At 64.3% G+C, this 13,812-nt stretch carries 13 protein-coding genes; 5 read left to right on the forward strand and 8 right to left on the reverse strand.

Going from position 1 to position 13,812, the window contains the following annotated elements:
- Positions 1–22: 22 nt before the first annotated feature.
- Positions 23–1,702: a nitrite/sulfite reductase gene (locus AB3X95_RS34620; RefSeq protein ID WP_184227823.1), complete on the reverse strand. Its 1,680-nt coding sequence runs from the start codon at positions 1,700–1,702 to the stop codon at positions 23–25.
- 228 nt (positions 1,703–1,930) lie between these two features.
- On the opposite strand from AB3X95_RS34620, the gene AB3X95_RS34625 reads away from it, so the two are divergent.
- The 4 genes from AB3X95_RS34625 (at position 1,931) to AB3X95_RS34640 (ending at position 5,420) form a co-directional block, all read left to right on the forward strand.
- The gene (locus AB3X95_RS34625) at positions 1,931–2,872 is read left to right on the forward strand and encodes a CysB family HTH-type transcriptional regulator (RefSeq protein ID WP_176109331.1); all 942 of its coding nucleotides are present in this window, start codon (positions 1,931–1,933) and stop codon (positions 2,870–2,872) included.
- 51 nt (positions 2,873–2,923) lie between these two features.
- Entirely contained in the window at positions 2,924–4,093 is a 1,170-nt protein-coding gene (locus AB3X95_RS34630) for an ABC transporter substrate-binding protein (RefSeq protein WP_368623631.1), read from the forward strand.
- A 54-nt stretch (positions 4,094–4,147) separates the two neighbouring features.
- Positions 4,148–4,558 carry a DUF302 domain-containing protein gene (locus tag AB3X95_RS34635; RefSeq protein WP_176121129.1) on the forward strand — a complete coding sequence of 137 codons (411 nt, stop codon included), beginning with the start codon at positions 4,148–4,150 and terminating at the stop codon, positions 4,556–4,558.
- Between the two features lie 97 nt (positions 4,559–4,655).
- The gene (locus tag AB3X95_RS34640) at positions 4,656–5,420 is read left to right on the forward strand and encodes a ParA family protein (protein ID WP_176109334.1); all 765 of its coding nucleotides are present in this window, start codon (positions 4,656–4,658) and stop codon (positions 5,418–5,420) included.
- A 12-nt stretch (positions 5,421–5,432) separates the two neighbouring features.
- Here AB3X95_RS34640 and AB3X95_RS34645 read toward each other — a convergent pair whose 3' ends face one another.
- Positions 5,433–6,197, reverse strand: coding sequence for a hypothetical protein (locus AB3X95_RS34645; RefSeq protein ID WP_368623632.1), 765 nt, complete (start codon positions 6,195–6,197; stop codon positions 5,433–5,435).
- Positions 6,198–6,354: 157 nt separating this feature from the next.
- On the opposite strand from AB3X95_RS34645, the gene AB3X95_RS34650 reads away from it, so the two are divergent.
- On the forward strand, positions 6,355–6,615 hold the full coding sequence (locus AB3X95_RS34650) for a hypothetical protein (RefSeq protein WP_176109336.1): 261 nt from the start codon (positions 6,355–6,357) through the stop codon (positions 6,613–6,615).
- Positions 6,616–6,654: 39 nt separating this feature from the next.
- Here the strand turns inward: AB3X95_RS34650 and AB3X95_RS34655 are convergent, their stop codons facing one another.
- The 6 genes from AB3X95_RS34655 to AB3X95_RS34680 form a co-directional block, all read right to left on the reverse strand.
- On the reverse strand, positions 6,655–7,806 hold the full coding sequence (locus AB3X95_RS34655; protein WP_176121127.1) for a Gfo/Idh/MocA family protein: 1,152 nt from the start codon (positions 7,804–7,806) through the stop codon (positions 6,655–6,657).
- A gap of 16 nt (positions 7,807–7,822) precedes the next feature.
- Positions 7,823–8,872, reverse strand: a complete 1,050-nt coding sequence (locus AB3X95_RS34660) for a sugar phosphate isomerase/epimerase (protein WP_176121126.1) — start codon at positions 8,870–8,872, stop codon at positions 7,823–7,825.
- A gap of 68 nt (positions 8,873–8,940) precedes the next feature.
- Entirely contained in the window at positions 8,941–9,903 is a 963-nt protein-coding gene (locus AB3X95_RS34665; RefSeq protein WP_176121125.1) for a substrate-binding domain-containing protein, read from the reverse strand.
- A gap of 100 nt (positions 9,904–10,003) precedes the next feature.
- Positions 10,004–11,017, reverse strand: a complete 1,014-nt coding sequence (locus tag AB3X95_RS34670; protein ID WP_368623633.1) for an ABC transporter permease — start codon at positions 11,015–11,017, stop codon at positions 10,004–10,006.
- Positions 10,998–12,485, reverse strand: a complete 1,488-nt coding sequence (locus AB3X95_RS34675; RefSeq protein ID WP_368623634.1) for a sugar ABC transporter ATP-binding protein — start codon at positions 12,483–12,485, stop codon at positions 10,998–11,000. Before AB3X95_RS34675 ends, AB3X95_RS34670 begins: the two co-directional genes overlap by 20 nt.
- A 3-nt stretch (positions 12,486–12,488) precedes the next feature.
- A complete protein-coding gene (locus tag AB3X95_RS34680; RefSeq protein ID WP_368623635.1) occupies positions 12,489–13,577 on the reverse strand; it encodes a LacI family DNA-binding transcriptional regulator in 1,089 nt (362 codons plus the stop codon).
- Between the last annotated feature and the right edge of the window lie 235 nt (positions 13,578–13,812).

The raw sequence follows: 13,812 nt of genomic DNA on the forward strand, positions 1-13,812 counted from the left end.
CTGTTCAGTATCCTTTGCGCGGTTACGCGTGAGCCGGTTGACGCGCGGCGTACACGCGCTCCTTGAACGGCGTGATGCCGATGCGGGTATACGTATCGATGAAACGCTCGCCTTCCTGGCGGTTGTCCACGAACGTATCGATCACCTTCGTCATCACGTCGGGCATTTCCTCGGCCGAGAACGACGGGCCGATCACGCGGCCAAGGTGAGCGCCGGTCGCGCCCGTGCCCTGCTCGCCGCCGAGCGTCACCTGGTACCACTCGGAGCCGTCCTTGTCGACGCCCAGAATGCCGATGTTGCCGACATGATGGTGACCGCAAGCGTTGATGCAGCCCGAGATGTTCAGCGACACGTCGCCGAGGTCGTACACGTAGTCGAGATCGTTGAAGCGTTCCTGGATCGCGAGCGCGATCGGGATCGACTTCGCATTCGCGAGCGAGCAGAAGTCACCGCCCGGGCACGAGATGATGTCGGTCAACAAGCCGATGTTCGGCGTCGCGAAACCCTGCGCCTTGGCCTTTTCCCACAGCGCGAACAGGTCGCGCTTCTTCACGTCGGCGAGAATCAGGTTCTGCTCGTGCGACACGCGGATCTGGCCGAACGAGTACTCGTCGGCCCAGTCGGCGACCGCTTCCATTTGAACGTCCGTCGCGTCGCCCGGCGCGACCGTGCTCGGCTTCAGCGACAGCGTGACCGACGCATAGCCCGCGACCTTGTGCGGACGCACGTTGCGCTCGACCCAGCGCGCGAACGCGCGGTTTTCCAGCAGATGCTTTTCGAACGACGTATCGGTGTCCGGCAGCTTGTCGTAAGCGGGCGGCGCGAAGTACTGCGACACGCGATCCACTTCGGCCTGCGTCAGCGTCGACGGACCGTCCTTCAGGTGCTGCCACTCTTCCTCGACCTGCGCGGAGAACTTCTCCGGCGACAGCGCCTTCACCAGAATCTTGATCCGCGCCTTGTACATGTTGTCGCGGCGGCCGTAGCGGTTGTACACACGCAGCACGGCTTCGCTGTAGGTCAGCAGATGCTGCCACGGCAGATCGCGGCGGATGATCGCGCCGACGATCGGCGTCCGGCCGAGACCCCCGCCCGCCAGAATGTCGACCACCAGTTCGCCTTGCGCGTTTTTCTTCAGATACACGCCCATGTCGTGGATCTGCACGGCCGCGCGGTCTTCCTTCGAACCCGACACGGCAATCTTGAACTTACGCGGCAGCCACGCGAATTCGGGGTGGAACGTCGACCATTGACGCAGGATTTCGGCCCACGGACGCGGATCGACGACTTCGTCGGGTGCGACGCCGGCGAATTGATCGGCGGTGATGTTGCGAATGCAGTTGCCCGAGGTCTGGATGCCGTGCATCTGCACGGCGGCGAGCTTGCGCAGGATTTCCGGCGTTTCTTCGAGCTTGATCCAGTTGTACTGGATGTTCGAGCGCGTGGAGAAATGGCCGTAGCCGCGGTCGTGTTCACGCGCGATCTGCGCGAGCACGCGCATCTGGTCGCTGCGCAGATTGCCGTACGGGATCGCGATGCGGTGCATGTACGCGTGACGCTGGTAGTACAGGCCGTTTTGCAGACGCAGCGGACGGAACTCCTCTTCGCTCAATTCGCCCGACAAGCGGCGGCGAACCTGATCGGCGTACTGCGCGACCCGTTCATCGACGATGGTCTGGTCGTACTGATCGTATTGGTACATTCGGGGACCCCAATTATTCGAAACTTCGCGTGACTCGCAGCGGTCCGGTTTCCGCCGCGGCTCGAATATCCGTGTTTGTCAGCTGTCGCAAGCAAGCGTTTAGACCCATCGCTCATTTGCTTATAACAAAAACAGATATCCATATTGAAAAAGATGGACAGATCGTAATAAACTCGCCTTATATTTCAAACGACTAAAAAATTCTTTTAATATGCGGCGAGGTTATATATGAACCTGCACCAATTCCGCTTCGTCCGCGAGGCTGTGCGGCAGAACTTCAACCTCACCGAAGCGGCCAAGGCGCTGTTTACGAGCCAGCCGGGGGTCTCGAAGGCGATCATCGAGCTGGAGGACGAACTCGGCGTCGAAATCTTCACCCGCCACGGCAAGCGCGTGCGTTCGCTGACCGAGCCGGGCCGCATCATATTGCAATCGATCGAAAAAATCCTGCAGGAAGTGGAAAGCCTGAAGCGGGTCGGCAAGGACTACGCGGCGCAGGATCAGGGCAACCTGACGATCGCCGCGACCCACACGCAGGCGCGCTACTCGCTGCCGGCGGCGATCGCCGAGTTCAAGAAGCGCTTCCCGAAGGTCCACCTTTCGATTCTGCAAGGCAGCCCGACCCAGGTCGCCGAAATGGTGCTGCACGACCAGGCCGACCTCGCGATCGCGACCGAGGCGATCTCGAACTACAAGGATCTGGTGTCGCTGCCCTGCTTCCAGTGGCACCACGTCGCGGTGATGCAGCCCGACCATCCGCTGCTCGAGCGCAAGCTGCTGTCGCTCGACGACCTGACCCAGTACCCGTTGATTACGTACGACAACGCGTTCGCCGGCCGCACCAAGATCAACGAGGCGTTCCGCCTGCGCGGGCTGCATCCGGACATCGTGCTCGAGGCGATCGACGCCGACGTGATCAAGACCTACGTCGAGCTGGGCCTCGGCGTCGGCATCATGGCCGACATCGCGTTCAACGGCGAGCGCGACCGCCATTTGCGCGCGATGCCGGTCGGCCATCTGTTCGGCAGCAACGTGACGCGCGTCGCGCTGAAACAGGGCGCGTATCTGCGCAGCTACGTGTACACGCTCGTCGAGCTGCTGTCGCCGAGCCTGAACCGCAAGCTGATCGAGCAGGCGCTGAAGGGCGAACACGAAACCTATGAGCTTTGAACCGCTTTCATACCGCTTCCATACCGCCCTCTCGCTACGGAGACACTTCTGATGAAGTTGCATAACAATAATGTGCGTAACACCCTGCGCGGCCTCGCGGCCGCGGCGCTGCTCGTCGCCGGCGCGGCGCACGCCGACCTGAAAGTCGGCATCGATCTGTCGAACACCGGGCCGGCCGCCGTGATCGGCATCACCAGCAAGAACGCGATGCTGATGTGGCCGCAGACGATCGCCGGCCAGAAAGCCGACTACATCTTCCTCGACGACGCGTCCGACCCCGGCAACGCGGTGCGCAACATTCGCAAGCTGATCGACGAGGACCACGTCGATGTAGTCGTCGGCCCGAACATCACGCCGGCCGCGATGGCCGCGCTCGATCCGGTCGCCGACAGCCAGACGCCGATGATCACGCTGATCGGCTCGGCGAGCGTCGTCGAACCGCAGGAAGGCAAGAAGGTCTGGGCGTATAAGATGGCGCAGACCGACAGCGCGATGGCCGACGTGATGACGCGCTACATGTCGAATCACAACGTGAAAACGGTCGGCTTCATCGGTTTCGCGGACGGCTACGGTGAAAGCTGGCTCAACGAGTTCAGCAAGTTCGCGGCGCTGCGGCATATCCAGTTGGTCGCGACCGAGCGCTACAACCGCACCGACGCGAGCGTGACCGGCCAGATCCTGAAGCTGATGGCCGCGAAGCCCGACGCGATCCTGATCGCCGGCGCGGGCACGCCGACGGTGCTGCCGCAGCGCACGCTGATCGAGCGCGGCTACAAGGGGCCGATTTATCAGACGCATGGCATCGCGACGCCGGAGTTCATCAAGCTCGGCGGTAAAGACGTGGAAGGCACGCTGTTCCCGACGCAGCCGGTCGTCGTTGCGCGCACGCTGCCGGCCGATCATCCGTCGAAGAAGGCGGCGCTCGCGTTCGTCGACGCGTACGAAGCGAAGTACGGCCCCGGCAGCGTCACGCAGTTCGCGGGCGACGCGGCCGGCGTGTATCCGCGCCTGCAGGACGCCGTCGGGCGCGCGTTGAAGACCGCGCAGCCGGGCACGCCGGCGTTTCGCGTCGCGCTGCGCGACGAACTCGAGCATGCGCATGAGCTGGTGGTGCCGAACGGGGTCGTCAATACGAGCCCGAAAGATCACGTCGGTCTCGATCAGCGCGCGAGCGTGATGGGTACCATCAAGAATGGCAAGTTCGTTTATCTGAGCCAGTAATCCGGCAGCGGGGCGTCGATGACGCTCCCTTTCGGTAGAACTACGGGAGGCAAGATGGCCACCGCTTCGATCGCAGAGAACGCCAGCACTGGCATCGTCACCGTTCCAAGCGCCCACGCGGGCAGCGCGACGGCCGAGCGTCTGCAAACCATCATTCTGGAGCGCGGGCTGACCGTTTTCGCGTGCATCGATTTCAGCGGCGACGCTGAGCGCGCGGGACTGACGATGCCGTTCAGCCAGCTCCTGGTCTTCGGCAATCCCAAAGCCGGCACACCGTTGATGCAACTCGCGCCGACCGCCGCGCTCGATCTTCCCCTGAAGGTGCTCGTGTGGGAAGACGCGGACGGCCGCGCGTGGCTATCCTTCAACTCGACGGCCTATCTTCGCGAACGTCATGGTCTGCCGGACGACTTGATGAAGCCGGTGAGCGGTGTGGCCGCCCTCGTGGATGCGGCCGCGCGGTAAAGCGTCGAACGGTCACGAACAACCCATCGAAATCTTCGCCGTCACGCGACTCAGGTATGCTGGGCCCTTTGTAACCGCTTCCGTTCAAGGGGAGATCATGCGGCGCGTTGTATTCAATCAGAAAGGTGGCGTGGGCAAATCGACCATCGTCTGCAACCTGGCGGCCATCAGCGCGAGCGAAGGGCTGCGCACGCTGGTGATCGACCTCGATGCCCAGGCGAATTCGACCCAGTATCTGCTCGGTCCGCAGGCGAGCGAAGTCCACCCCACTGTCGCAGGCTTCTTCGAAACCGCGCTCGGCTTCAGCTTCAAGCCCGTGGAAGCGACCTCGTACATCCATCCGACGCGCTTCGAGAATCTGGACGTGATGCCCGCCCATCCCGATCTCGACACGCTGCACGGCAAGCTCGAATCGCGCTACAAGATCTACAAGCTGCGCGACGCGCTGAACGAACTCGCGATGTACGACGCGATTTACATCGACACGCCGCCCGCGCTGAACTTCTACACGCGCTCGGCGCTGATCGCCGTCGAGCGTTGTCTGATTCCGTTCGACTGCGACGACTTCTCGCGTCGCGCGCTCTACACGCTGCTCGAAAACGTCAAGGAGATCCAGCAGGATCACAACGACGCACTGCAGGTGGAAGGCATCGTCATCAACCAGTTCCAGCCGCGCGCGAGCCTGCCGCAGAAGCTCGTCGACGAACTGATCGGCGAAGGCCTGCCGGTGCTGGGGTCGCGCTTGTCATCGTCGGTGAAGATCCGTGAGTCGCATCAGTTGGCGACGCCCGTCATTCATCTCGATCCGGGGCATAAGCTCGCGCAGGAGTATCGGGCGCTGCATCGCGAATTGAGCGAGTAAGCCCGAGCGACGTCATTGCCCCAGCGATCTCAGCAGCCGCGCGAGGTTTTGCGGCTCGATATGAATGATCCCGCCTCGCGGACTGTCGATGTCCGCGATCAGCGTCAGCGACAGAGCAACCGTAACGGGCAGCACGATAATCAGGATGCCTCGTCGGACGCTGCCTCTCGCTCCATAACCCTGCACGACGCACGCAAATAGTCCGATCACGGTCATCAGCGTCCACGCGCCAAGCGGAATCCGGTTCAACAACGCCGCCTCGGAATAGTCCTGCGAATTGAGGACGTCGTTCATGCCGGTCATCACGACGGCGCCGATCGGCGTCGGCTGGTCCCTCGCGACCTGTGCCGCGAGGCGCCAAAGTGCGGCCTGAGACTTCGCCGTGTCTGCCTCGATGCGAGCGATTTCCTGCGCATCTCGTGTTTGAAAATGCGCGAGTCTCAATTGCGCGTAATGCGTCAATTCAGCCTTGATCTGCGCGCTGACGGGCGGCGCGACCACATCGGCCCGGGCGTACTCGGTTCCGATCGCGTTCGCTTCGTTTTCCTCGAGGTTCTTGCGCTGGTCGTAGCGATTGACCGCCATCGACAGATTGAAGCCGATCAGCAGCGCGAGCAACGTCAACGTCGACGTCTCCACGATCGTGAAATCTTCGCGCTCCTCGCTCTTCAATGCGAAAACGCGTCGCAGCGCCAATGCGCCAAAAGTGATCGCGCCGACGAACGCGACCAGCAGTACCACGAACAGCGTGCCAGGATGATCGACGAATGCTTGCATGCAATGCCTCCGTTGCGGACATCTGCGTGAGACGCGGTAGCTCGGGGCTGGGCGGGTCGAGGTTCATCGCGTGTTTTCGTCCGTTGGCGCCATCCGCACACCGTCAGCAAACTTGTTAAAGTAACGCTCTCGTCAATCAGCAGCCGCAGTCCCCATCATGCGCACCACCCGAGCCATCCACGCCGTCGAGCGCCTGAAAACGCGCACCGGCAACCCGCGCTTCGCCGCGATCAGCCTGTCTGGCGGCCTGTTCTATCTCGTGGACAAATCGACCGGAGTCGACCAGAAGGTATCCGACCCGCTGACGCTCGACGACTTCGTCAAGTTCGTCGACGCCTACGGCCCGCAGAAACCGCGCAAGGCCAGCAAGCTCGATATCGCGTTCGAAGCGCAGATCAAGAAAAGCAAGGGCGGTTGACGCTCCAGCTTCGCCGACCTGGCGCTTCGTTGCGATGCTTTACGCCCCTTCGATCTCCACCCACCGTCCGTCCGCCGCACTGCTTTCCAGCACCGCCTCGATAAACCGCAATCCGTCGACGCCATCATCGACCGTCGTCAACAACAGGCTTTCCGCCGGCGGTGCGCGGCCTTCGTTCAGTGCATCGATCTGCAACGCCGCATCTTTGTACAACTGCGCGAACGCTTCCAGATAGCCTTCCGGATGCCCGGCCGGCACGCGCGTCGCATGCGCAGCAACCGCACTTTTCACACGCGCGCGTGTCAATCGCTCGGCGGCGCCGCCTAGCGGCGTGAACCACAACGCGTTCGGCTCCTCCTGATCGAACGCGAGCCCCGCCTTCGTGCCATACACGCGCAAGCGCAGCGCGTTCTCCGCGCCGCTCGCCACCTGGCTCGCCCACAACATGCCGCGCGCGCCGTTCGCATAACGCAGCATCGCCTGCACGTGATCGTCGATACGACGCCCCGGCACGAACGTGTGCAGCTCGGCCGACAGCGCGCGCGGCATCATCCCCGTCACGAAAGCGGCCAGCTGATACGCGTGCGTGCCGATATCGCCGAGGCACCCGGCCGGCCCCGCCAAGGCCGGATCGGTACGCCAGCCCGCCTGCTTGTTGGCGCCGCCCGTTTCGAGCGGCTCGGCGAGCCAGTCCTGCGCATACTCGACCTGCACGACGCGTATCTCACCCAGCTCGCCCCGTTCGACCAGTTCGCGCGCATGCCGCACCAGCGGGTAGCCCGAATAGGTATGCGTCACCGCAAACAGCCGCTTTGATGACTGCGCGAGCTTCGCGAGCGCTTCGCCTTCGGCGAGCGAAACCGCGAGCGGCTTGTCGCAGATCACGTGGATGCCCGCTTCGAGAAATGCCGTCGCGACCGGCGCGTGCAGATGATTCGGCGTGACGATCGCGACCGCGTCGATGCCGTCGTCGCGCGCGGCCTCGGCGCGCGCCATCTCGCGCCAGTCCGCGTAGCTTCGCGCGATGCCCGCTTCGACGGCGCTCGCCCGCGCGCGCTCAGGATCGGACGACAAAGCGCCCGCCACCAGTTCGAAGCGATCGTCGAGCCGCGCGGCGATCCGGTGCACCGCGCCGATGAACGCGCCCTGCCCGCCGCCGACCATGCCCAGCCTAAGCCTTCTTCGCTGCATCGTTTGCGCTCCCATGTCAGATGCCCAGCACGCTCTTCAACTGCGCGATATCGACACCGCTGCCCGCGAAGTCATCGAATGCGCGCTCGGCCACGCGGATGATGTGCCGACGAATGAACTCCGCGCCTTCGCGCGCGCCGTCGTGCGGATGCTTCAACGCGCATTCCCATTCGAGCACGGCCCAGCCCGGAAAATCGAACTGCGCCATCTTCGAGAAGATCGCGCCGAAGTCGATCTGCCCATCGCCGAGCGAACGAAAGCGCCCCGCGCGTTCGACCCAGCCGCTATACCCGCCGTACACGCCCTGCTTGCCGGTGGGACGGAACTCCGCGTCCTTCACATGAAACGCCTTGATGCGCTCGTGATAGATATCGATGAACGCGAGATAGTCGAGCTGCTGCAGCACGAAATGGCTCGGGTCGTACAGGATGTTCGCGCGCGAATGCTGTTTGACCGCCGCGAGAAAGCGCTCGAACGTCACGCCGTCGTGCAGGTCTTCGCCCGGATGCAGTTCGTAGCAGACGTCGACGCCGGCCGCGTCGAACGCATCGAGAATCGGCGTCCAGCGGCGCGCGAGTTCGTCGAACGCAGTTTCGACGAGACCGGCCGGCCGCTGCGGCCAAGGATAGATATACGGCCACGCGAGCGCCCCCGAAAACGACACATGCGTGCTCAGGCCCAATCGACGCGACGCCTGCGCCGCGAGCTTCATCTGCGCGATCGCCCACTCGGTGCGCGCCGCCGGCTTGCCGCGCACGTGCGGCGCGGCGAAGCCGTCGAACAGCGTGTCGTATGCCGGATGCACGGCGACCAGTTGGCCCTGCAGATGCGTCGATAGTTCGGTGATCGCGACGCCCGCGTTGTCGACCGTCTCGCGCAGTTCGTCGCAGTACGCGTCGCTCGCGGCCGCTTTCTCGAGATCGATCAGGCGCGGGTCGCACGGCACCTGGATGCCCTTGAAGCCGAGACCCGCGGCCCATTCGGCGAGATGCGCGAGGTTATCGAACGGCACGTCGTCGCCCATGAACTGCGCGAGAAAAATCGCCGGCCCTTTGATGGTTTTCATCTTTACGGTTCCTCGAACGTTGCGCGCGAGCCGCACCCGCGCGCGTTAGACGATGCTCGGAGCGCCGCTCAGAACGGCGAGTCGGGGAAATAGAACTGCTGGGCGTTTTCCTTCGTGATCAGCACCGACGGAATGATCGTCGTGGGCGGCAGCTTGTCGCCCTTCAGCCGAGCTTCGGCCGTCAGCTTGATCGCGTCGTAGATGAATTTCGGCGAGTACGACACGTCGGCCTTGATCATCGGCGCGCCGTCCATCACGTTTTTCACCATGCCCTTCGAGCCCGCGCCGCCGAACACGATCTTGATGTCGTTGCGCTTGGCCTGATCGATCGCCTTCAGCACGCCGACCGCCATGTCGTCGTCGGCGGCCCACACGGCGTCGATGTGCTTGAAGCGCGTCAAGTAGTCTTGCATCACCTTGAACGCGTCGTCGCGATTCCAGTTCGCGTACTTCGCGTCGAGAATCTTGATGTCCGGGTAGTTCTTCAGCACGCCGGTGAAGGCGGTCCAGCGTTCGTTGTCGAGCGTGGTCGGAATGCCGCGCAGCGCGACGACGTTGCCCTTGCCGTCGAGCGCCTTCGCCAGGTACTCGGCCGGAATCTTGCCGAACGCGGTGTTGTCGCCGGCCACGTAGGCATCCTGCGCACTGGTGTTCGTCAGACCGCGATCGACCACCGTCACGTACACGCCTTTGCGCTTCACCTGCTCGACCGGCTGTGTCAGCGTCGCCGATTCGTACGGGAAGATCACGAGCGCGTTGATCTTGTTGACGGTCACCAGATCCTGCAACTGGTTCGCCTGCTCGGGCGCGTTGGCCGCCGTTTTCACGATCACTTTCAGGTCGGGATGCGCCTTCTCGAGATCCTCCTTCGCCTTGTTCGCCCACCAGACGATGCCGCCGGTAAAGCCGTGATCGGCCGTCGGAATCGCGACGCCCAGCGTGACCTTGTCGTCGGCGCGCGCCGCGCCGCTCGTGCCCAGTATCCCCAACGCCAGCACGCCGGCGCCGATCGCTCGAATGACTTGCTTCATGGTGTGTGTCTCCAATCAAGAGGCGTTCGCTCGCCCCGATTTTTCGGACCTGCCGTTGGTTTACCGCGCCTGCCTTGCTACACCTGCTTGAAACGCACGTCTACCGCCGCCCGCGCTGCACGAACGCGACGAAAATAATCACCACGCCCTGCACCGCCGCGTTCAGATACACGCTGATGATGCTGGTCAGGTTCAGGATGTTCGCGATCACCGACAGCAGGATCGCGCCGATCACGGTGCCGATCACACGTCCCTCGCCGCCCTTGAGCGCGGTGCCGCCGACCACCACCGACGCGATCGCTTCGAGCTCCCACAACAGGCCGGTGGTCGGCGTGGCGGAGCCGAGGCGCGGCACGTAAAGCACGGTAGCCACGCCTATGCAGATCCCGAGCAGCACGTACGTGACGATCTTGACCGTATCGACGCGAATCGCCGCGTAACGCGCGACCTGCTCGTTCGAACCGATCGCCTGCACGTGCCGGCCGAACGCGGTGCGATTGAGGATCAGCGCGCCGCCCGCCGCGACCACGAGGAACACCCAGATCGGCACCGGTACACCGAACAGGCTCGCGTAATAGACGGGACCATACAGATTCGAGAGAGAATCGTTGAGCGTCAGCGCGCCACCATCGGCGAGCCATGTCAGCACCGCGCGGAAAATCCCCAGCGTGCCGAGTGTGACGATGAACGGCTCGATGCGCCCTTTGGTGATCAGCAGCCCATGCGCGCAGCCGAACAGCGCGCCGAGCACGAACGCCGCGACGATGCCGATCGTCACGATCAGCAACGGCGGCAACGCATGACCGGTAGCACCGGCCGCGAGCCCGTTCATCAGCCAGATCATGATGCCGGCGATCAACGCGGCCATCGAGCCGACCGACAAATCGATGCCGCCCGAGATGATCACGAAGGTCATGCCGACCGCGATGATGCCGATGAACGACGTGCGCGTGAGCACGTTCATCAGGTTGTCGAGCGTCGCGAAGTCGCGGTTGAGCAGCGTGCCGACGATGCACAGCACGATCAGCCCGGCGAGCGGCCCGAGCGTGTAGAGCCGCTGCGCGACGCGCAGCGCGCGCCGTGATTGCACGGCTTCAGTGGGTGCCGGTCGCATGAGCGATCAACTCCTCTTCGGTCAGATGCTCGAGCGTCAGCGTCGCTTGCAGGTGTCCCGCGCGCATCACGGCGACGCGATGGCACAAGCCGATCAGCTCGATCAGTTCGGATGAAATGACGATCACCGCGCGGCCCTGCGCGGCGAGACGATGAATCAGGAAGTAGATGTCGCGTTTCGCGCCGACGTCGACGCCGCGCGTCGGTTCGTCGAGCACGATCACGTTCGGGTCGGGCTGCAGGAACTTCGCGAGCGCGAGCTTCTGCTGGTTGCCGCCCGACAGCATGCGCGCGCGGCTCGACAGGTCGCCGGTGCGTATGCCGAATTCGCCGACCGCCTTCTGCAACGCCGCGCGCCCCGCTTTCAGATCGAGCAGCGGATGCGCGTAGCGTTCGAGCGTCATCAGCGTGACGTTGTCCTGCAGGCTCATGTTGACATGAAGGCCTTTGCCCTTGCGGTCCTCGCTCAGATACGTGAGACCGTGGCGCATCGCGTCGCGCGGGTTCTTCAGATCGACTGCCCGGCCGGCGATTTCGATCGTGCCGCCGCTGCGTTTGCGCAAGCCGATGATTGCCTCGAACGCCTCGGTGCGGCCCGCGCCGACGAGACCGGCGAAGCCGAGCACTTCGCCCGCGCGCACGTCGAAGCTCAGATCCTCGACCCAGTCGGGCACTGTCAGGCCGTTCACACGCAATGCGACCGGCGTGTCGGCGGGCACCGTCTGCTTGTCGGGGAACATGTCGGACACGTCGCGTCCGACCATCAGGTTCGCCATCTGCTGACGCGCGAGCCCCGAGGTTTGACCGCGCGCGACGAAGCGGCCGTCGCGCATCACGATCACCTCGTCGGTGATGCGCTCCACTTCATCGAGCTTGTGCGAGATGTAGACGATCGTCACGCCATCGGCCTTCAGCTTCAGCATCAGCGCAAAGAGCCGCTCGGTTTCGGCGGGCGTCAGCGTCGCGGTCGGCTCGTCCATGATCAACAGACGCGCGCGGCGCGACAGCGCCTTCGCGATCTCGACCATCTGCTTTTCCGCGACGATCAGCTCGCGCACTTTCGTGTCCGGCGCGCGCTCGAGCCCGACCTGCGCGAGATAGCGCGCGGCGTCGCTGCGCATCGCGGCATCGTCGACGAACCAGCCGCGGCGCTTCTCGTGGCCGAGGTACATGTTCTGCGCGATCGTCAGATGCTCGGCGAGGTTGAACTCCTGGTGGATCAGCACGATGCCCTGCGCCTCGGCGTCGCGCGAACCGGCGAAGCGCTGCGCGTGGCCATCGACCAGCACGCTGCCCGAGGTTGCCGCTTCATAACCGGCGAGGATTTTCATCAGCGTCGATTTGCCCGCGCCGTTCTCGCCGAGCAGACCGTAGATGCGGCCGGGCGCCAGCTCGAAGCTCACGCCGTGCAGCACGCGCACCGGGCCGAAGTCCTTGCGGATGTCGTCGAAGCGGATCGCAAGGCTCATGGTTCACGCGCTCCCACGAATCACCAGACGATGCGGCAGCAGCACGCCCGGCACGTTGGCCTGCGGATTCGCGAGACGCTGCAGCAGCAAACGCGCGGCGGTCTCGCCGAGCTCGCGCATCGGCTGCGCGATCGTCGTGAGCGGCGGATCGATCTGCGCGGCGAGCGAGATGTCGTCGAAGCCGGCCACCGCGACGTCGTCGGGCACGCGCTTGCCGACGCTGCGCAAGCCGTGGATCACGCCGATCGCGAGCGTGTCCGACACCGCGAAAATCGCGCTCGGCGCATCGGACCGCTGCATCAACCCGGCTGCGGCGGACGCGCCCGCCTCGTAATCGAGGCTGTTCAGATTCATGCGCCAGCGCGGATCGGGCGCGATGCCCGCGTCCCTCAACGCGTCGAGGTAGCCTTGCTGACGCTGGCGCGCATACAGATAGTCGACGTCGGAATTGATCAGGCCGATGCGCCGGTGACCGCGCGCGAGCAGATGGCGCACCGCGTCGCCGGCCGCGCGATAGTTGTCGATGCCGACGTACGGCACGCCCATCTCCGGATCGAACTCGCAGCACGCGACCCACGGCAGCGCCTGCGACGCCTCGCCGAGCGCCTGCTGGATCGTCGCCGGATCGAGGCAGATCGCGCCGTCCGCGCGGCGACGCCGCAGCATGTCGAAGTAGCTGCGCTCGCGGCCCGGGTCCGCGCCGGTGTCACATAGCAGCATGAAGTAGCCGTGCTGACGCGCGACGCTGTCGATGCCGCGCACGATCTCCGCGTAAAACGGATTGCCGAAGTCCGGCACCATCGTCAGCAGCAGGCGGCTTTCGGCTGTGCGCAGATTGCGCGCGAGTTCGTTGACGCGGTAGCCGCTCGCGTCGATCGCGGCGAGCACCTTGTCGCGCGTGGCGGGCCGCACATTGTCGTGGCCGTTCAGCACGCGCGACACCGTCGCGACCGACACGCCCGCCTGCTCGGCCACGCCGGCGATCGACGGCTCATCGGCCGTGCGCGGCGAGTGCCTCGGCGTCTGACGTAGCGGTTGACTGCTCGCGCCGGACGACACGGCCGGCGACGATCGGGACGGCGTTCGGGACACACGACCTCGCAGCGAAAATGTAATCGATTACATTTTGTGGCGATGGCGATGCGAATCGCAAGCCCGGATCGCTAGGGATTAACACGGGGGCGGGCCGGCCTGGCACTTGCCCGCGAGCGTCCGGCGCAAGTCCGCCATTTGGTACAATCCCGCAGTTCTCCTGACGCGGCTTGCCAAGCGAACGCCTTTCGGAGGCTGCGGCCGCCGGCAATCCGCCGTGGCCGGGTCAGGACAA

Origin of the sequence: Paraburkholderia sp. BR13444, assembly GCF_040948755.1 — a bacterium.
GTDB classification, from domain to species: Bacteria; Pseudomonadota; Gammaproteobacteria; order Burkholderiales; family Burkholderiaceae; genus Paraburkholderia; species Paraburkholderia youngii.